20 protein-coding genes are annotated in these 18,485 nt (G+C 73.0%); 17 read left to right on the forward strand and 3 right to left on the reverse strand.

Features of this window, described 5'->3' with window-relative positions; all coding sequences use genetic code 11:
• The first annotated feature begins 16 nt into the window (after positions 1–16).
• The 4 genes from ACFV6X_RS06350 to ACFV6X_RS06365 all read left to right on the forward strand — a co-directional run bounded on the left by ACFV6X_RS06350 (position 17) and on the right by ACFV6X_RS06365 (position 2,971).
• Positions 17–796, forward strand: a complete 780-nt coding sequence (locus ACFV6X_RS06350; protein WP_385378440.1) for a class E sortase — start codon at positions 17–19, stop codon at positions 794–796.
• A 49-nt stretch (positions 797–845) separates the two neighbouring features.
• Positions 846–1,163 carry a DUF6412 domain-containing protein gene (locus ACFV6X_RS06355; RefSeq protein ID WP_365449889.1) on the forward strand — a complete coding sequence of 106 codons (318 nt, stop codon included), beginning with the start codon at positions 846–848 and terminating at the stop codon, positions 1,161–1,163.
• A gap of 109 nt (positions 1,164–1,272) precedes the next feature.
• On the forward strand, positions 1,273–1,983 hold the full coding sequence (locus ACFV6X_RS06360; RefSeq protein WP_385378444.1) for a YidC/Oxa1 family membrane protein insertase: 711 nt from the start codon (positions 1,273–1,275) through the stop codon (positions 1,981–1,983).
• A gap of 130 nt (positions 1,984–2,113) precedes the next feature.
• Positions 2,114–2,971 (forward strand): fumarylacetoacetate hydrolase family protein, encoded by an 858-nt coding sequence (locus tag ACFV6X_RS06365; RefSeq protein WP_385378447.1) that lies wholly within the window; start codon positions 2,114–2,116, stop codon positions 2,969–2,971.
• A 52-nt stretch (positions 2,972–3,023) separates the two neighbouring features.
• Here the strand turns inward: ACFV6X_RS06365 and ACFV6X_RS06370 are convergent, their stop codons facing one another.
• From ACFV6X_RS06370 to ACFV6X_RS06380, 3 genes are all read right to left on the reverse strand, one after another.
• Positions 3,024–3,899 carry an LLM class F420-dependent oxidoreductase gene (locus ACFV6X_RS06370; RefSeq protein WP_385378450.1) on the reverse strand — a complete coding sequence of 292 codons (876 nt, stop codon included), beginning with the start codon at positions 3,897–3,899 and terminating at the stop codon, positions 3,024–3,026.
• Between the two features lie 93 nt (positions 3,900–3,992).
• Positions 3,993–4,508 (reverse strand): heme-degrading domain-containing protein, encoded by a 516-nt coding sequence (locus tag ACFV6X_RS06375; protein ID WP_385378453.1) that lies wholly within the window; start codon positions 4,506–4,508, stop codon positions 3,993–3,995.
• Positions 4,505–5,608: a Gfo/Idh/MocA family oxidoreductase gene (locus ACFV6X_RS06380; protein WP_385378456.1), complete on the reverse strand. Its 1,104-nt coding sequence runs from the start codon at positions 5,606–5,608 to the stop codon at positions 4,505–4,507. The genes ACFV6X_RS06375 and ACFV6X_RS06380 overlap by 4 nt, the downstream gene beginning before the upstream one ends.
• A 133-nt stretch (positions 5,609–5,741) precedes the next feature.
• On the opposite strand from ACFV6X_RS06380, the gene ACFV6X_RS06385 reads away from it, so the two are divergent.
• The 13 genes from ACFV6X_RS06385 (at position 5,742) to ACFV6X_RS06445 (ending at position 18,484) form a co-directional block, all read left to right on the forward strand.
• Complete coding sequence (locus tag ACFV6X_RS06385; protein WP_385378750.1) at positions 5,742–6,830, forward strand: ROK family protein; 1,089 nt, start codon at positions 5,742–5,744, stop codon at positions 6,828–6,830.
• Between the two features lie 148 nt (positions 6,831–6,978).
• A complete protein-coding gene (locus tag ACFV6X_RS06390; RefSeq protein WP_385378459.1) occupies positions 6,979–8,403 on the forward strand; it encodes a hypothetical protein in 1,425 nt (474 codons plus the stop codon).
• Positions 8,404–8,434: 31 nt separating this feature from the next.
• Positions 8,435–9,190: a GntR family transcriptional regulator gene (locus tag ACFV6X_RS06395; RefSeq protein WP_385378462.1), complete on the forward strand. Its 756-nt coding sequence runs from the start codon at positions 8,435–8,437 to the stop codon at positions 9,188–9,190.
• Between the two features lie 154 nt (positions 9,191–9,344).
• Positions 9,345–10,469 (forward strand): TIGR03364 family FAD-dependent oxidoreductase, encoded by a 1,125-nt coding sequence (locus ACFV6X_RS06400; protein WP_385378465.1) that lies wholly within the window; start codon positions 9,345–9,347, stop codon positions 10,467–10,469.
• A gap of 5 nt (positions 10,470–10,474) precedes the next feature.
• Positions 10,475–11,173, forward strand: coding sequence for an HAD family hydrolase (locus ACFV6X_RS06405; RefSeq protein ID WP_385378467.1), 699 nt, complete (start codon positions 10,475–10,477; stop codon positions 11,171–11,173).
• Positions 11,173–12,222 carry an ABC transporter ATP-binding protein gene (locus ACFV6X_RS06410; RefSeq protein ID WP_385378471.1) on the forward strand — a complete coding sequence of 350 codons (1,050 nt, stop codon included), beginning with the start codon at positions 11,173–11,175 and terminating at the stop codon, positions 12,220–12,222. The genes ACFV6X_RS06405 and ACFV6X_RS06410 overlap by 1 nt, the downstream gene beginning before the upstream one ends.
• Positions 12,215–13,195, forward strand: a complete 981-nt coding sequence (locus ACFV6X_RS06415; RefSeq protein WP_385378474.1) for a 2-aminoethylphosphonate ABC transporter permease subunit — start codon at positions 12,215–12,217, stop codon at positions 13,193–13,195. The genes ACFV6X_RS06410 and ACFV6X_RS06415 overlap by 8 nt, the downstream gene beginning before the upstream one ends.
• Complete coding sequence (locus ACFV6X_RS06420; RefSeq protein WP_385378477.1) at positions 13,182–13,979, forward strand: ABC transporter permease; 798 nt, start codon at positions 13,182–13,184, stop codon at positions 13,977–13,979. Before ACFV6X_RS06415 ends, ACFV6X_RS06420 begins: the two co-directional genes overlap by 14 nt.
• 59 nt (positions 13,980–14,038) lie before the next feature.
• Complete coding sequence (locus tag ACFV6X_RS06425; RefSeq protein ID WP_385378480.1) at positions 14,039–15,100, forward strand: 2-aminoethylphosphonate ABC transporter substrate-binding protein; 1,062 nt, start codon at positions 14,039–14,041, stop codon at positions 15,098–15,100.
• Positions 15,101–15,217: 117 nt separating this feature from the next.
• A complete protein-coding gene (locus ACFV6X_RS06430; protein ID WP_365449903.1) occupies positions 15,218–15,997 on the forward strand; it encodes an HAD-IIA family hydrolase in 780 nt (259 codons plus the stop codon).
• Positions 15,998–16,186: 189 nt separating this feature from the next.
• Positions 16,187–16,690, forward strand: a complete 504-nt coding sequence (locus ACFV6X_RS06435) for a hypothetical protein (protein WP_385378483.1) — start codon at positions 16,187–16,189, stop codon at positions 16,688–16,690.
• A gap of 6 nt (positions 16,691–16,696) precedes the next feature.
• The gene (locus ACFV6X_RS06440; protein WP_385378485.1) at positions 16,697–17,362 is read left to right on the forward strand and encodes a class F sortase; all 666 of its coding nucleotides are present in this window, start codon (positions 16,697–16,699) and stop codon (positions 17,360–17,362) included.
• A 93-nt stretch (positions 17,363–17,455) separates the two neighbouring features.
• On the forward strand, positions 17,456–18,484 hold the full coding sequence (locus ACFV6X_RS06445) for a glycoside hydrolase family 6 protein (protein ID WP_385378488.1): 1,029 nt from the start codon (positions 17,456–17,458) through the stop codon (positions 18,482–18,484).
• The last annotated feature ends 1 nt before the right edge of the window (position 18,485 follow it).

The following is an 18,485-nucleotide window of genomic DNA, read 5'->3' on the forward strand; positions in this document are numbered from 1 at the left end:
GAGGAGGCGTCCGCCCATGCGCGTGCCCGTCGTGCAGCACACCGACCGGCGGCGGCGCGCCCGGCGCCGGCGCGCGCTGTGGACGGGTGCGGAAGTCGTCGTCACCGTCGGGATCGTCGTCCTGCTCCTGGTGGTCCACCAGCTGTGGTGGACCAACCGGCAGGCGTGGCACGGAGCCCAGCGGGAGGTGGCCGCGCTGGAGCGGGAGTGGGGCGGCAGCACGGTTCCCGGGCAGGTGCGGGACGGTGGTCATCCGGTGGATTCCGGGGACGGAGACGTCCCGGTCCGGCGGGGTGAGGCGGGCGCCCGGCCGTCCGGCCCCACGCCCGCCTCGGCACCCGTGTCCTCCGACGCCTACGCCATCCTCGCCATCCCCCGCCTGAACCTCCGCGTCCCCGTCGCCGAAGGCATCAGCAAGCCCGACGTCCTCGACAAGGGGTACGCCGGTCACTACCCCGGGACCGGACAGCCCGGCCGCGCCGGGAACTTCGCGCTCGCCGGGCACCGCAACACCCACGGCGAGCCCTTCCGGTACCTCGACCGGCTCGGCGACGGCGACCGGATCGTCGTGGAGACGCGGGCCGCGGTGTACACGTACGCCGTCGACCAGACCGTCCCGCGGACCTCCGCCCGCGACACCGGGGTGATACGTCCCGTGCCGCGCAGCCTCGTCCACCCCGGGCGGGGCTACAGCGAGCCGGGGTACTACATCACCCTCACCACCTGCACCCCCGAGTACACGTCCAAGTACCGCCTGGTGGTGTGGGGGACGCTCCTTTCCCTGCGCCCGCGGTGAGGTATAAACGAGCGACAGCACTCATGCGTACGACGAGGGGGGAGCCGCGATGATCCAGCGCTGTGCGAAGCCGCGCCCCGCCGTCCTGCTCCTGATCCTCTTCGTCTTCCTCGAATTCGCGCTGCTGGACGCCGGCACCCTCACCGCCACCGTCGCGCTCGCCGCGACCGCCGCGGCCGGGTCGGCGTTCGCCCTCTCCCTGCTGGTCGCCGCGCGCTGCGCGCCCGCCGTGCCGCCCACGCGGGTGCGTACGGCCATCCGCGACCGGGACCGGCGTACGGCCTTCCTGCCGCAACGCGACCCCGACGCCAAGGGGCGCACCCGCCCTCGAGCGCCCGGACACGCCCTCCTGACGACCGTCGCGTAGGGCACGCCACTCCGAGCCATCTCGGCCGAGCACCTCACCGTGACCCCGCGCGGGTCGTCATGCCGCCCCATGTCCCGGCACGACGAGACCCACGACGGAGGGCTCACCCATGTCCGTTTTCGCCAACCTGGTCGAGCAGCTCGCGGAGTTGCTCCAGCCGTTGTTCCACGCCTCCGCGGCCGCCGCCGCGATCGTCCTGTTCACCGCGTTCGTACGGCTGCTGGTGCTGCCGCTGTCGCGGGCGTCCGCGCGGGGGCAGAAGGCGCGCACCGCGTTGCAGCCGAAGATCGCCGAGCTGCGCGAGAGGTACCGCAAGAACCCCGAGCGGCTTCAGCAGGCCGTGCTGGAGCTGCACGCGAAGGAGAAGGTGTCCCCGCTGGCGGGCTGTCTGCCCGGTCTGATGCAGCTGCCCGCCTTCTTCCTGCTCTATCACCTGTTCTCGAACCCGACGATCGGCGGCGAGGCGAACGCTCTGCTCGGCCATGAGCTGCTGGCCGCGCCTCTGGGGGACCGGTGGCTGGACGCACTGGGCGACGGCGGGGCGTTCGGCGCCGCGGGGCTGGTGTACGTCGCGCTGTTCGCCCTCGTCGCGGTCGTCGCCGGGTCCAACTTCCGCCGTACCCGGCGGATGACGGCCGCCGGCCGTCCGGTGCCGGCCGACGGTGAGCAGCTGCCGGGCCTCGGAGCCGTCACCAAGGTCATGCCGTTCATGTCCTTCTTCACGCTGATCACGGTGGCGGTGGTGCCGCTGGCGGCCGCCCTCTACGTGGTCACCAGCACGACGTGGAGCGCGGTGGAGCGGGCCGTGCTGTACCGCTGAGCGGAGCGCCTCCGCACGGTCCAGTACGTGAACGGGGTATTGCGGACTGCACCGCCACCTTGGAGGATCGACCAGTCCTCCGATGGCTGCACACGTCGGGGGCGCCCCACGATCGAGGGAGATTGTGACCATGAAGCTGCTGCGAGTCGGAACGGCCGGGGCGGAACAGCCCGCGCTGCTCGACGCCGAGGGCGTGCTGCGGGACCTGTCCGGACTCGTGCCGGACATCGACGGCGCGCTGCTCGCCGACGACGCGGCGCTCGGGCGGGTCCGTGCGGCCGCCGGCGCCGGGGAGCTCCCGGTGCTGGACGGGGCGGGACTGCGGATCGGGCCGCCGCTGGGGCGGATCGGCAAGGTCGTGTGCATCGGCCTGAACTACCACGACCACGCCCGCGAGACCGGGGCCGAGCCGCCCGCCGAGCCGGTGGTCTTCTTCAAGGCGGCGGACACGGTGGTCGGCCCGAACGACACGGTGCTGGTGCCGCGGGCGTCCCGCAAGACCGACTGGGAGGTGGAGTTGGCGGTCGTCATCGGCCGTACGGCCCGCTATCTGGAGTCGGCCGAGGAGGGGCTCGCGCATGTCGCCGGGTACGCGGTGGCGCACGACGTGTCCGAGCGGGAGTTCCAGATCGAGCGTGGCGGGACCTGGGACAAGGGCAAGAACTGCGAGACGTTCAACCCGCTGGGCCCGTGGCTGGTGACGGCTGACGAGGTGCCGGATCCGCAGAACCTGTCGTTGCGGCTGTGGGTCAACGGCGAGCTGAAGCAGGACGGGTCGACCGGCGAGCAGATCTTCCCCGTGGGGGAGGTCGTGCGGTACGTGAGCCAGTTCATGACCCTGTATCCCGGCGATGTGATCAACACCGGTACGCCCGCCGGGGTGGCGATGGGGCAGCCGGAGCCCAAGCAGTACCTGCGGGCCGGGGACGTGGTGGAGCTGGAGATCGAGGGGCTGGGGCGGCAGCGGCAGGAGCTGAAGGACGCCTAGCGCGCCAACGCCGGGAGGGCGGCGCCGACGCCGCCCTCACCGGACGCCGCCGTCACGCCAACAGGCCCGCCAGCCTGCGCCATTCCTCGCGCGGGAGTGTGTCGCCGGGCTCGGTGCCGACCACTTGGAGCGCCACATGGTCCGCGCCCGCCGCGTGGAAGGCGGCGACGCGTTCGCGGATGTGGTCCTCGTCGCCCCAGGCGTACACCGCGTCGATGAGGCGGTCGCTGCCGCCGTCCGCCAGATCCGACTCGGTGAAGCCGTGCCGGAGGAAGTTGTTGGTGTAGTTCGGGAGCGCCAGATACATGGCCAGGTAGTCCCGGGCGGCGGCGCGGGCCCGGTCCGGGTCCCGCTCCAGGACGACCTTCAGCTCGGGGGCCAGAATCGGCGCCTCGCCCAGGATCTCGCGGGCGTAGGCCGTGTGCTCCGGTGTCACCAGGTAGGGGATCGCGCCGGCCGCGCGGTCGCGGGAGAGCTCCAGGGTCTTGGGGCCGAGTGCGGCCAGCAGGCGGCGCTCGGCGGGTACGCCGGCGGCGTCCAGCCCGTCGAGGTAGTCGACGAGGGCCGCGTACGGGCGCCGGTACTGTTCCGTGAACTTCGCGTGGCTGACGCCGAGGCCCAGGACGAAGCGGCCGGGGTGGGCGGACTCCAGGTCCGTGAAGGCCGCCGCGCTGTCCTTGGCCTCGTACTGCCAGATGCTCTGGATGCTGGTCGCGACGGTGATCTCCGAGGTCGCGCCGATGAGAAGGGCGGCGTGCCGGGCGGCGCTGCTGCCGCCCAGCCACAGGGCGCCGTAGCCCAGGTCCTCGAGTTCGGCGGCGGCGTCCGTCAGCTCCCCGCGCACGGCCGGGTCCTCGGAGCGCAGGCCGCTGCTCCAGATGCCGTACCGTCCCAGCCGTTCCTTCAACGAGGCTGCGGGGTTGTCCATGAGTGCGATCCCTCCGGTTGCTGTGACGGCCGTTACACCGATGTGTAACCGGAGGGCCGCTCGGGCTAATCCCGGGAAGCGGAATCCCGGGAATCAGACCTGATCGCCCAGGAAGTGCTCCAGCGCCTCCACCACCATGCGGTGGTCCTGGAGCTGGGGCAGGCCGGACACCGTCACCGAACCGACGACGCCCACGCCCTCCACGGTGATCGGGAAGGAGCCGCCGTGGGCGGCGTAGGTGTCGGGGTCCAGCCGGGAGGACTCCTCGAACGTGGTGCCCTTGGCCCGGAAGCGGGCGCCCACCAGGTACGACGCGGAGCCGTAGCGCTCCACCACCCGGCGCTTGCGGGCGATCCAGGCGTCGTTGTCCGGGGTGGAGCCGGGCAGGGCGGCGTGGAAGAGCTGCTGGCCGGCGCGGTGGATGTCGATGGCGACCGGGGCCTGGCATTCCCGGGCCAGCTCCACCAGCAGCGAGCCGAGCGCCCAGGCGTCGTCGAAGGTGAACCGGCGGAACACCAGCCGGCGTTCCTGGGCCTCCAGCTCCTCGATGCCGGGCGTCAGTTCGGGGGTGGACTTCTCGGTCGTCGCGGTCGTGTGGCTGTGCGTCACAGGGTCACCGTCACTCCGTCGCGGGCCGAACGGCGGGCCGCTTCCAGTACGTCGAGGGCGGCGGCCGCCTCGAGGGCGGTCACCGGGTTGGGGGCGCCGTCGCGCAGGGCGGCGGCGATCTGGGCGTAGTACGCGGGGTAGTCGCCGGCCAGGGTGGGCACGGGGCGGCCGCCGCCGGTCAGGGGGGACTCTCCCCCAGAGGGGGGACCCCCAGCGCCGAGGCGGCCCCACAGCGACTCGGGCTCCGTGCCCCAGCCGGCGGTCGTGGCGGGGAGCTGCCCGTCCTTCAGGGCCGCCTCCTGCGGATCGAGGCCGTACTTGACGTAGCCGGCCCGCGAGCCCAGCACCCGGAAGCGCGGGCCGAGTTGGGCGGTCGTCGCGGAGACGTAGAGGTGGGAGCGGACGCCGTTCGCGTGCGTGAGGGCGATGAAGGTGTCGTCGTCCGTCTCGGCGCCCTGGCGGCGGACGTCGGCCTCGGCGTGGACCGAGGCGGCGGGGCCGAAGAGGACCAGGGCCTGGTCGACCACGTGGCTGCCGAGGTCGTAGAGCAGACCTCCGATCTCTGCCGGGTCGCCGGACTCGCGCCAGCCGCCCTTGAGCTGCGGCCGCCAGCGCTCGAAGCGCGACTCGAAGCGCCATACGTCGCCCAGCTCCCCCTCGGCGACGAGGTGGCGCAGCGTCAGGAAGTCGTTGTCCCAGCGGCGGTTCTGGAAGACGGAGAGCAGCAGGCCGCGCTCCTCGGCGAGGGCCGCCAGCTCGCGGGCCTCGGCCGCGGTGCCGGCGACCGGCTTGTCGACGACCACGGGCAGGCCGGACTTCAGGGCGGCGGTGGCGAGGGGGACGTGCGTCTTGTTCGGGGACGCGATGACGACGAGGTCCAGGTCGTCGGCCCGCTCGAACAGCTCGTCCGGGCTCGCGGCGACCCGCACGCCGGGGTGCTCGGTGCGGGCCTGTTCCTGCCGCTCGGGGTTCGAGGTGACCACCGTGTCCAGGGCCAGGCCCTCGGTGGTGGCGATGAGCGGGGCGTGGAAGACGGAGCCCGCGAGGCCGTAGCCGACGAGGCCGACGCGGAGGGGCGAGCCAGGGGGTGTGCGAGTCATACGTCCACTTTCGCAACGCTGTTGCCAAAGTGCAAGCGGAGGGGACAATGGGAGCGTGAACAGGCCGAGCACCACCAACGGAGCGGGCGCCGGACAGGGCGCGCAGGGCGCGTCGCAGGGCACGCGTCACGACGTGCCTCCGGGGGCGAACCTGCTGGCGGTGCGCAGTCACAACGCCGCGCTCGTCCTCGAACTCCTGCGCAGGGCCGGGACGGAGGGCGTCAGCCGGCTGGAGCTCGCCGAGTGGACCGGGCTGACGCCCCAGGCCGTCAGCAAGATCACCGCGCGGTTGCGGGACGAGGGGCTGCTGGCGGAGGCGGGGCGTCTGGTGTCCACGGGGGGCAAGCCGCGGACGGTGCTGCGGCTGGTGCCGGGGGCCGGGCATGCCGTGGGCGTGCACCTGGACCGGGACGAGCTGCGCGTGGTGCTGGTCGACCTGGCCGGGACGGTGGTTGGGGAGCGGCGTACGGCGATGGACCTGGGGGCGGGTGCGGAGGCCGTGGTGGGGGACGTGGCCGGCCTCGTCAGGGAGGTCCTCGGCGGGGACCCGGCGGCCGGGGTGCGGTCGCTGCTCGGGGCCGGGGTCGCCCTGCCCGGGCCTCTCGACCACGTCCACGGGGTGCTGCACCGGGTCACCGGGTTCCCCGAGTGGGACGGGTTTCCGCTGCGCGACGTGCTGGGGCGGCGGCTGGGGGTGCCGGTGGTGGTCGACAAGGACACCAACGCCGCCGCGCTGCGGCTGGCCGTCGCGGGCGGGGGCGGATCCTTCGCGTACCTGCACTTCGCGGCGGGGCTCGGATGCGGGCTGGTGATCGGGGGCACGGTGCACCGCGGGGCGCGGACCGGGGCGGGGGAGTTCGGGCACCAGGTCGTGCAGCTGGACGGGCCGGTGTGCGGGTGCGGGAATCGCGGGTGCGTCGAGGCGCTGTGTCTCGACGCGGTGGCGGGCGGGGACGTCGAGGAGGCGGCGCGCGTCCTGGGCGTGGGCGCGAGCAACCTGGTCGCACTTCTCGACGTCGACCTCGTGCTGCTGGGCGGCCGCATCGTCGCGACCGAGCCGGAGCGGTTCGCCCGCGGAGTCGCCGGGGTCCTCGCGGAACGCGCCCGGCGCACGGGGGAGGAGGCGGTGCCGGTCCGGATCGCGGAGGGCGGGAGCCGCGCGGTCGCCGAGGGCGCGGCGCAGCTGCTGCTGGCGCCGTTGTTCGGGCGGGGCGGGGCGTGAGGGGCCGGCCTGTGCGCCGGTACCCAGCCACCCGGTGAGTGTCTCCCTTCTCACCGGACCGGCTCGATCTGCCCGATCGGGCGGACCTGTTGGGCCGTACGGCGCGGTGTTCTCGCGGAGCGGCGGGCGGGTGGCGCGCAATGGAAGCATGCGACTGTGCACGCCCGTCTCCCTCTGCCTCGCCGCAGCCGCCGCCCTCCTCGGTGGAGCCGCATCGCCTGTGCACGCGACCCCCGCGCACGCGTTGCGTCCGGCCCTCGCCCACGCCGTGCACCCGGTCCCCGCGCACGCGTTGCACCCGGCCCTCGGGCACGGCGAGCACGCGGCTCCCGCGCGCGCCGTGCGTCCGGCTCCCGCGCGCGCCGTGCATCCGGCACCCGCGCGCGCCTTGCACCCGGCTCCCGCGCACGCGTTGCACCCGGACCTCGGGCACGGGGTGCACGCGGCTCCCTCGGACGCGTTGCACGCGGCTCCCTCGGACGCGTTGCACGCGGCTCCCGCGCACGCGTTGCACCCGGCCCTCGGGCACGCCGTGCACCCGGTCCCCGCGCACGCGTTGCACCCGGCCCTCGGGCACGCCGTGCGTCCGGCTCCCGCGCGCGCCGTGCACCCGGCCCTCGGGCACGCGGTGCATCCGGTCCCCGCGGACGCGTTGCACCCGGCCCTCGGGCACGCCGTGCGTCCGGCTCCCGCGCGCGCCGTGCATCCGGCACCCGCGCGCGCCTTGCACCCGGCTCCCGCGCACGCGTTGCACCCAGACCTCGGGCACGGGGTGCACGCGGCTCCCTCGGACGCGTTGCACGCGGTCCCCGCGGACGCGTTGCACCCGGCCCTCGGGCACGCCGTGCGTCCGGCTCCCGCGCGCGCCGTGCACATGGCCCCTGTGCGTGCCGGGTACGCGGCCGACACGTCCCCGTGCGCCGGGTCCGACGACCGGCAGTTCCCGATCTCCACCCGCATCGTCGACGGCCCCGGCTCCTACGACGCCGGTGGTGGGTACGGGACCTGGTCCATCGAGCTCACCAACAGCACCCGCAGCGCCTGCACCGGCATCCACCCCGTCGTCGTGCTCGTGGACGGTGAGCGCGAGCTGAAGCCGTCGCAGCCGCGGCTGGAGTTCTACGAGGGGGCGCGGCCCCGCGCGGTGCGGTTCGAGCGGACCGACCAGGACGAGCTGGTGGGCGTCTTCGACGACGGGTTCGCGGGGTTCACCGTGCAGCCGGGGCAGACCCTGACGGTGCGGGTGCGGCTGGCGCTGACCTCGGACGCCGTACCGAACGACATCACCGCCAACGCGGCCGTCGTACAGCGGCGCGCGGACGACGGCGACTGGATCGGGCAGTCGAACGACTACCGGTTCCGGGTGCGGGCGGCCTCGGAGCCGGAGGGCACCGCCGAGCCCGGCGGCGACGACCCCTCCGCCACCGCGTCCCCCGCCCCCGACGGCCGCCTCTCCTTCGCCGACGAACTCGCCCGCACCGGCCTCACCACCCCCCGCGGCGCCCTCGCCGCCACGTCCTTCCTGCTGGTCGTGACCGGCACCGCCCTGGTCATGGTGCGGAGGCGGCGCTGAGCCGGTGCGTCGCCCGTGCGACGATCCCCGGGTGGACTACCCGAACGACCAGGCCCCCGGCGCCCCCGTCCGATACGGCATCCCGGAGCACGGCCGCATCCCCAAGTACTACGCGGTCAAGGCGCGGCTCGACCGCTTGATCGAGGACCTGGGGGAGGGCGGGCTGCTGCCCACCGAGCGGGATCTGTCCGAGCGCTACGAGGTCGCCCGCGAGACCGTCCGGCAGGCGATCCGCGAGCTGGTGCTGGAGGGCAAGCTGCGCCGGCAGGGACGCGGGACCGTCGTCGCGGGGCCCAAGCTGGAGCAGCCGCTGTCCCTCGCCAGCTACACCGAAGGCGTGCGGCGGCAGGGCCGGACCCCGGGCCGGAATCTCGTCAGCCTCGACCGCTTCCCCTGCCCGGACACGCTCGCCGCCGAGACCGGGCTGCGGCGCGGCGAGGCCGTCTGGCACCTGGAGCGCCTGCTGCTCGCCGACGACGAGCGGGTCGGTCTGGAGAGCACGTACGTCGCCGTGGCCCGGGTGCCCCGGCTCGACGTCGACTTCGACCCCGACTCCTCCTTCTACGCCTGGCTGGGGGGCCAGGGCATCGGGTTCGGCGACGCCGACGAGCGCATCGAGACCGTGCTGGCCACCCCGCGCGAGGCGCTGCTGATCGGGACGCCGCCCGCCCTGCCGATGCTGCTGATCCACCGGGTGTCCAGGGACACCGAGGGGCAGCCGCTGGAGCGGGTGCGGAGCCTGTACCGGGGCGACCGGTTCTCCTTCACGACCCGTCTGCGCGGCTGACGCGGCCCACCCGGTATGGCTGAAAAACACCCAAGATCCATCGCCTTGATTATCACGAACGGATAACAGGTCTAGCCCAAACTTGATAGCTCGTTCACGCTCTCGTTGTCGGCCGGACCCTTTCGGTTCCCCCAGCACGAGGAGCGTGGCGGACGTGAGAGTGATAGTCGTCGGAGCCGGCGTGGTGGGCACCATGCACGCCTGGCATGCAGTGAACCGTGGCCATGAGGTCGTACAGATCGAGCGCGAGGCGGAGGCTCGCGGCGCGTCCCTGCGTAATTTCGGCCAGATCTGGGTCAGCGGCCGCGCGGGCGGCGAGGAACTGGAGACCGCCCTGCGGGCCCGCGAGCTGTGGGAGGAGATCGGTGACCGCGTCCCGGCCCTCGGCTTCCGCCCGAACGGCTCCCTGACGCCCGTGCGCGGCGGCCTGGAGCTCGCCGTCGCCGAGGCCGCCCTGGCCCGCCCGGACGCCGCCGCCCGCGGTTACAAGCTGCTGACCCCCGGCGAGGCCCGCGCCCTGAACCCCGCCCTGCGCGGCGAGTTCACCGCGGCCCTTCACTGCGAGCGGGACGCGGCCGTCGAGCCCCGCACCGCGCAGCTCGCCCTGCGCGAGGAACTGCTGAAGTCGCAGCGCTACAGCTTCCTGCCCGGCCGTGAGGTCCGCGACGTCATAGGCACCAACGCCGTCCGCGACGACCACGGCGACGTCCACCAGGGCGACGTGGTCGTGCTGTGCACCGGCGCCTGGCTCGGCGGCCTGGTCCGCGAGCTGGCCGGCCCCGACCTGCCGGTCCGTCGGGTCCGCCTGCAGATGATGCAGACCGAACCCCTCGGCGAGCGGCTCACCACCTCGATCGCCGACGCCGACAGCTTCCGCTACTACCCGGCCTACCGCGGCGCCGCCCTCGACGAGCTCAACGCCGGGCAACCGCAGCCGCGGACCGCGGCCGAGCACCGTATGCAGCTGCTCATGGTCCAGCGCGCCGACGGCGGACTCACCATCGGCGACACCCACGAGTACGAGCACCCCTTCGCCTTCGACACCCTCGAAGACCCCTACGACCACCTCACCGGCGTCGTCGAGTCCCTGCTCGGCCGGCCGCTGCCGAAGATCCGGCGCCGCTGGGCCGGGGTGTACGCGCAGTGCACCGACACCTCCCGGGTCGTGCACCGGCAGCAGGTACGCGACGGCGTATGGCTGGTGACCGGGCCCGGCGGGCGCGGCATGACCTGCTCGCCCGCGATCGCCGAAACCACCGCGAACGAACTCGGCTGGTGAACACCATGACGAACCCGACCACCGACATACGCCTCGTCGTCCTCGACATGGCCGGCACCACCGTCGCCGACGGCGGCCTCGTCGAGCGCGCCTTCGACACCGCCGCCCGTGAGCTGGGCGTCGAGCCCGGCACTCCCGACCACGCCGACAAGCTCGGCTACGTCCGCGCCACCATGGGCGAGTCCAAGATCTCCGTCTTCCGCCATCTGTTCGGCACCGAGGAGCTCGCCCGGCGCGCCAACACCGCCTTCGAGAAGGCGTACGGCGAACTGGTCGACAGCGGGCTCGTCGCCCCGGTCCCCGGGGCCCGCGAGGCCATCGAGGAGATCCAGGCAGGCGGCCGCACCGCCGTCCTGACCACCGGCTTCGCCCGCGTCACCCAGGACGCCATCCTCGCCGCCCTCGGCTGGCAGGACCTGGTCCCGCTCACCCTGTGTCCCGCCGACGCGGGCGGGCGCGGGCGGCCCTTCCCGGACATGGTGCTCGAAGCCTTCCTGCGTACCAAGGCCGCCGAGGGCGTCCAGCAGGTCGCGGTCGTCGGCGACACCTCGTACGACATGCTCAGCGGCGTCCGCGCCGGAGCGGGCCTGGTCGCCGGCGTCCGCACCGGGGCGCACGGCGACGAGGCGCTGCGCGAGGCGGGCGCCGGTCACGTCCTCGACTCGGTCGCCGGCCTGCCCACACTCCTGCGGGGAACCGGCTGATGGGCATCCGCTTCGACTCGGTCACCGTCGCCTACGACGGCGACGTCGTCCTCGACTCCCTGGACCTCACCGTCGCCCCCGGCGAGGTGATGGCGCTGCTCGGGCCGTCCGGCTCGGGCAAGACCACGGCCCTGCGCGCGGTCGCCGGGTTCGTGCGGCCGGTCTCCGGGCGGGTCTTCCTCGGCGACCGGGACGTGACCGACCTGCCGCCGTACCGGCGGGGCATCGGGATGGTCGTCCAGCAGTACGCCCTGTTCCCGCACATGCGCGTCGAGGACAACGTCGCCTTCGGACTGAAGGCCCGCAAGGCCGACAAGGCCGGGATCCGGGAGCGCGTCGCCGAGGCGCTGGAGATGACCGGGATGGCGGCGTACGCCCGCCGCCACCCCCGCGAGCTGTCCGGCGGCCAGCAGCAGCGCGTCGCCATCGCGCGGGCGCTGGCCATCCGGCCGGACGTCCTGCTGCTCGACGAGCCGCTGTCCGCGCTCGACGCCCAGCTGCGCTCCGGCATGCTCGCCGAACTCGCCCGGCTGCACCGGGAACTGCCCGACGTGTCGATCCTCTACGTCACCCACGACCAGGTGGAGGCGCTGACCCTGGCCGACCGGATCGCCGTGATGGACAAGGCGCGGCTGCAGGCGTGCGGCACCCCGCGCGAGCTGTACCGGGCGCCCGCCAACGAGTTCACCGCGTCCTTCGTCGGCAACGCCAACCTGCTGCCGGTCACGGTGGGGCAGGGCGGCGTGGCCTTCGCCGGCGCGGAGCTCGCGCTCGACACGGGGTCCGTGGCCCCGGGCGCGCGGGCCACGCTGTGCGTACGCCCGCACCTGGTCGGGCTCGGCTCGGGGCCCAACCAGCTCGCCGGGACCGTCTCCGAGATCCAGTGGCGGGGCGCGACCCACCGGCTGTACGTCGACGTGGACGGCCACCGGGTGCTGGCGGACCTGCGGGAGCTGCGGGATCCGCCGGCGCTCGGGGACGCCGTCGCGCTGCACTTCGCGCCCGAGGACGCGGTGCTGCTGCCCGCGGGGGTGAGCGAACATGGCTAGCGGGTCCGGGCGAAGCGCCCTGAAGGGGCGCGGGGAACCGCACGACCGGCCCCGGCAGGACCACGAGCGGCCGGCCGCCTCGCCCGGCACGTCCGGCGGCGCGCCCGGCGCGCCGACCGGCACCCCGGCGGCCGGGTCCCCGGCCCGGTCGCGCAAGGTGGCGGCCTGGATCTGGGCCCTGCCCCCGGTCGCCCTCCTCGCCCTGTTCTTCCTCTACCCCCTCGCCCTGGTCGTCCAGCAGTCCCTCCAGCCGGACACCGGCGGGACCTCGGTGCGGCCCTACGCCGACGTCTTCGCCTCGGAGGCGTTCCGCGAGGCCCTGTGGACCACCGTCTGGCTGGCTGTCGCGGCCACCCTCGGGTGTCTGGTCCTCGGGTTCGTGCTGGCGCTGGTCATCGCGTTCGTGCCGTTCCCCGGAGCCCGGGCGGTGTCGAAGTTCATCGACGTCTTCCTCTCCTTCCCGTCCTTCCTGATCACGCTCGCCCTGCTGTTCATCTACGGCTCGGTCGGCATGGCCAACGGACTGTGGACGGACGTCACGGGAGCGGCGGAGGGGCCCTTCCAGTTCCTCACCACGCCCTGGGGCGTACTCCTCGCGGAGATCACGTACTTCACGCCCTTCGTGATCCGCCCCCTGCTCGCGGCCTTCTCCCAGCTGGACACCGCCCAGCTGGAGGCGGCGAGCTCGCTGGGCGCCCGGGCGCCGCGGATCATCCGGCGGATCATCCTGCCGGAGGCGCTCCCCGCGCTCGCCGCCGGCGGCAGCCTCGTCCTCGTGCTCTGCCTCAACGAGTTCGGGATCGTCCTGTTCACCGGGGCGAAGGGCGTCACGACCCTGCCGATGCTCGTCTACAGCAAGGCGATCCTGGAGTCCGACTACCCGGGCGCCTGCGTGGTCGCCGTCGTCAACGTCCTGATCTCCGTGGGCCTGTACGGCCTGTACCGGGTGGTGAGCCGTCGTGCTGGTGCATAGCCGCAAGGCGAGGTGGGCCGTGTGGACGGTCTTCCTCCTCCTCTTCCTGCCGCTGTTCGCCCTGCCGCTCCTCGTCGTCCTCGGCGCCTCCTTCGCCACGAACTGGTCGAGCGTCCTGCCCTCCGGCTTCACCACCGGGCACTACTCCGCCGCCACCCGCGGCGAGGCTCTCCAGGCCCTCACCACCAGCCTGGTGACGGCGGTGGCCGCGAGCCTGCTCGCGCTCGTCGCAGGTACCTGGGCGGCGCTGGCCGCGGCCGCCCTGCACAAGCGGTACCGCAAGGTGCTGGACGCCCTGTTCGTGCTGCCGGTCGCCGTGCCCTCGGTGGTCGTCGGTCTGGCGATCCTGGTCGCCTTCTCCCAGCCGCCGTTCCTGCTGAACGGCACCCGCTGGATCGTGATCGCCGCCCACGCCGTCCTGGTCACCGCGTTCGCGTACCAGTCGGTGTCCGCCGCGATCGTCCGCCTCGACCCGGCGTACGAACAGGCCGCCGCCTCCCTCGGCGCCCGGCCCTCGTACGTCCTGTGGCGCGTCAGGATCCCCCTGCTGCTGCCCTCCCTGACCGCCGCCGCCGGCCTCTGCTTCGCCCTTTCCATGGGCGAGTTGAGCGCCACGATGATGCTCTATCCGCCCGACTGGACACCGCTTCCGGTCCTCATCTACGCGGCCACCGACCGCGGCGCCCTGTTCGCCGGCTCCGCGATCGCCGTGGTGCTGATGGCGGCGACCCTGCTGGTCCTGCTCGCCGTCTCCAAGATCCGCACCAAGGCCTCGTACCGATAACCCGCACCCCGTATCCGCATCCCGCAACCAGTCCGGTCACGCAAGGAGTTCACCTCGCCATGCCCGCAACGCCTCTCAAGCCGATCGCCGCCGTCCTCGGCAGCCTCGCCCTCGCCGCCTCCCTGACCGCCTGCGGCGGCAGCTCCGCCGCCTCCGACGAGAAGGTCGTCACCGTCTACAGCGCCGACGGCCTCAAGGGCGAGAACGGCGACGGCTGGTACGACCAGGTCTTCAAGGACTTCGAGAAGGAGACCGGCATCAAGGTCGAGTACGTGGAGGGCGGCTCCGGAGAGATGGTGCAGCGCGCCGTCCGCGAGCAGCGCAACCCGCAGGCCGACGTGCTCGTCACCCTCCCGCCGTTCATCCAGCAGGCCGACGAGAAGGGCCTGCTCCAGAAGTACGCCCCGAAGGGTTCCGACCAGGTCAACGGCGCCGACAAGTCGGCCGAGGCCACCTGGACCTCGGTCGTCAACAACTACTTCGGGTTCATCTACAACACGAAGGAGCTGAAGCAGGCCCCCACCACGTGGGAGGAACTGCTCGACGCCCGGTACGAGAACAAGCTGCAGTACTCCACGCCCGGAGTCGCCGGCGACGGCACCGCCGTGCTCATCAAGGCCATGCACGACTTCGGCGGCGAGCAGCAGGCCATGGACTACCTGGGCAAGCTCCAGGCCAACAACGTCGGCCCGTCCGCCTCCACGGGCAAGCTCGCACCCAAGGTCGACAAGGGCGAACTGCACGTCGCCAACGGCGATGTGCAGATGAACTTCGCCCAGTCCAAGTCCATGCCCAACCTCGGCATCTGGTTCCCGGCCCCGGAGGGCGGCAAGCCCACGTCCTTCGCCCTGCCCTACGCCGGCGGCCTGATCACCGACGCCCCGCACAGCGAGAACGGCAGGAAGCTCCTCGACCACATGCTGAGCCAGAAGGCGCAGGCCCAGGTCAGCGAGATCGGCGGCGGCTTCGCGGCCCGCCAGGACGTCAAGGCCACCGACGCCAACGCGATCGCCCTCACCAAGCTCATGGACGGCGTCGAGATCTTCGAGCCCGACTGGAACGACATCGGCGAGAACCTGACGAAGTACGTCGACTCCTGGAAGTCGGCCACCGGCAGCTGAGCCACCCCGCACCGAGGAACACGCAACGCCGAGTCGTGATTAGGCTGGGGGCGTCGGTACGCCGCGGTTCCGGCGCCCCAGCTCTTTTCGCACGTACGCCAGGAGTGATCGACGCACATGGCAGACCGCAAGCCCATCGATTCATGGCTGACCGACATGGACGGGGTCCTGATCCACGAGGGCGTCCCGATCCCCGGCGCCGACGCCTTCATCAAGAAGCTGCGCGAGTCCGGCAAGCCCTTCCTGGTGCTCACCAACAACTCCATCTACACCCCGCGCGACCTGCACGCCCGGCTCAGCCGCATGGGCCTGGACGTGCCGATCGAGAACATCTGGACGTCCGCGCTGGCCACGGCGAAGTTCCTGGACGACCAGCGGCCGGGCGGCTCCGCCTACGTGCTCGGCGAGGCGGGCCTGACCACCGCGCTGCACGACATCGGGTACATCCTCACCGACCACGAGCCGGACTACGTCGTCCTCGGTGAGACCCGGACGTACTCCTTCGAGGCCATGACCAAGGCCGTACGGCTCATTCTCGGTGGCGCCCGCTTCATCTGCACCAACCCGGACGAGACCGGCCCCTCCGCCGAGGGCCCGCTCCCCGCGACCGGCGCCGTCGCCGCGCTGATCACCCAGGCCACCGGCCGCAAGCCCTACTTCGCGGGCAAGCCGAACCCCCTGATGATGCGCACCGGCCTCAACGCGATCGGCGCCCACTCCGAGACCAGCGCCATGATCGGCGACCGGATGGACACCGACGTGCTGGCGGGCATGGAGGCCGGCATGCAGACCTTCCTGGTGCTGACCGGCCTGACCCGCCCCGGGCAGGTCGAGGACTTCCCGTACCGGCCCTCCAAGATCGTCGACTCGATCGCGGACCTCGTGGACCGCATCTAGCCGCGCTGAAACCACGCCCCCGGCGGATCGGGGTGAAACCCACCCGTTCGGAGCAGTCCCGCCCCTGTTGAGGATGCAGGGGCGGGTCGGGCGGGGGAGGCTCCAGGAGTCTGGAGGTTCACCACGATGGGTTCACTGCGACTCACTCTCTGTACGGGCGTATTGGCGGCCACCGCGACCCTCGCTCCGGTGGCATACGCGGCGGACGGCGGCGTCTCGGTCAGCCCCGCCACCCCGGCCCCCGGCGGCGAGCTGGGGCTGCGGGTGACCGGCTGCACGGGAAAGGCCGGCGTCGCCAGCTCGGCCGCGTTCGTCACCGAGGCCCGGCTCAGCGGCCTGGGCGGCACGCTGACCGGCCAGACCCGGATCCGCTCCGCGCTCCGGCCGGAGCGGTCCTACGAGGTCAAGGTCACCTGCGCCGGCGCGGACGGGCCCAAGTCGATCACGACGCCCCTCACCCTCACCGACGGCTCCGCGGCCTCGCCGGGCGTTCAGCACCCGTCCGGCCACGCCTCCCCGATCGCCCCCGTCAAGGCGGGCGGCGGCGGCACCGCGCACCTCGCAGCCGGGGACGAGGACGCCCGGGCGACCGGACCCAACGCGGGGCACGCGGTCACCGGACTGGTCCTGGCCGGCGCGGCCGGCGTCGCCGTCAAGGTGCTCGGCGGCCGCCGGAGCCGCAGGACGGGTTGACCGATCATGTCCGACCGGGAACGAACCACCGGCACGGGACGGCTGGTCACGGGCATGGTCTGGGCGGCGCTGCTGCTCGGGCTGTGGCTGTGGGGCCGCGAGGTGACCGACGTACGGCACGGAACGACCGCGCCCGCCACGGGCGACATGGCGGCGGCGGGCCGCCCGCCCATCGCCGCCCTGCCGCCCCCCGCCAAGCCCCTGGCCGGCGCGCGGCCCCAGCGCCTGGACATCCCCGGCCTCGCCGTCCAGGCGCCGGTCGTGGCCCGCGGGCTCGACGCGCAGGGCGCGGTGGACCCGCCGCCGTACGACCAGCCGGGCGTCGTCGGCTGGTACGGGGCGGGCGCCGAGCCGGGCACGGCGGGCACCGCGCTGATGGTGGGCCATGTCGACACCAGGACCCGCCCCGCCGTCTTCCACGGGCTGAGCGCCCTGCGCCCCGGCCAGACCGTCCGGGTCGTCCGGGACGACGGCAAGGTCGCCGAGTTCACCGTGGAGGACGTCACGGTCCTCAGCCGGGACCGCTTCGACGCCCAGCAGGCCTATGGGCCAAGGGAGTCGGGGCGTGCCGAGCTGCGGCTGATCACCTGCGGTGGCACCTTCGACCGCGCCACCGGCAGCTACACGGCGAACGTGGTCGTCTCGGCGTATCTCACCGGAACCGCTCTGTAACAGCTCCCGGCCAAGGCCCTTCGCCACCTCGTGGGAACAACGCGGCGTATGTCAGGATTGGGCCCTGGACCGTTGCACCCAAGGGGGAGTTGGATGTACGGCAGCAGGGGGGCGGCCGGAGTGCGGGCGACCGCGGTGGTGCTGGGGGCGGCACTGCTGATCGCGAGTTGCACGTCCGGTGACGGAGACGGCGACGGTGACAAGGGCGGCGACGACGCCCGGATCACCCAACTGCCCAAGGAAGCCGCGCCGTTCTGGGTCAACCCGCACGGGAACGCGGCCGAGCAGGTCGCCGACTACGCGCGGGACGGCAGAGAGACCGAGGCGGACCAGATCCGCAAGATCGCGCAGCAGCCGACCGGTGAGTGGATCGGCCCGGAGAACCCGGAGCAGGAGGCGCGCGGCTTCACCGAGGCCGCCGCCGAGGCCGACCGTACGGCCCTGCTCGTCCTCTACAACATCCCGCACCGCGACTGCGGCCAGTACTCGGGCGGCGGCGCCGCCGACGGCGACGCCTACCGGGCCTGGATCGACGGCGTGACCCAGGGCATCGGCGACCGCTCCGCGACGGTGATCCTGGAACCCGACGCACTGCTGCACCTGGTGGACGGCTGCACCCCGAAGGAGTTCCACGAGGAGCGGTACGCGCTTCTCACGTACGCCGTCGGCAAGCTCAAGTCCCTGCGCAGCACCAAGGTCTACCTCGACGCGGGCAATGCCGGATGGGGCCACCCCGACCAGATCTTCGACCCCTTGAACAGGGCGGGCATCGCCGAGGCCGACGGCTTCTCGGTCAACGTCTCCAACTTCTACTCCACCGAGGACTCCCTCGCCTACGGCAAGGACCTGTCCGCCAAGGTCGGAGGCAAGCACTTCGTCATCGACACCAGCCGCAACGGCAACGGTCCCTACACGGAGGGCGATCCGGACGAACGCTGGTGCAACCCGCCCGGCCGCGCCCTCGGCGAAACCCCGACCACCAGGACGGCCGACCCGTCGGTGGACGCCTATCTCTGGATCAAACGGCCAGGGGAGTCGGACGGTGAGTGCAAGGGCGGCCCCAAGGCAGGGGCCTGGTGGCCGGCCTACGCCTTGGCACTGGCGCAAGCCACCACCCCCTAGG

The sequence above is a fragment of the Streptomyces sp. NPDC059861 genome (assembly GCF_042731435.1).
Taxonomy (GTDB): Bacteria; Actinomycetota; Actinomycetes; order Streptomycetales; family Streptomycetaceae; genus Streptomyces.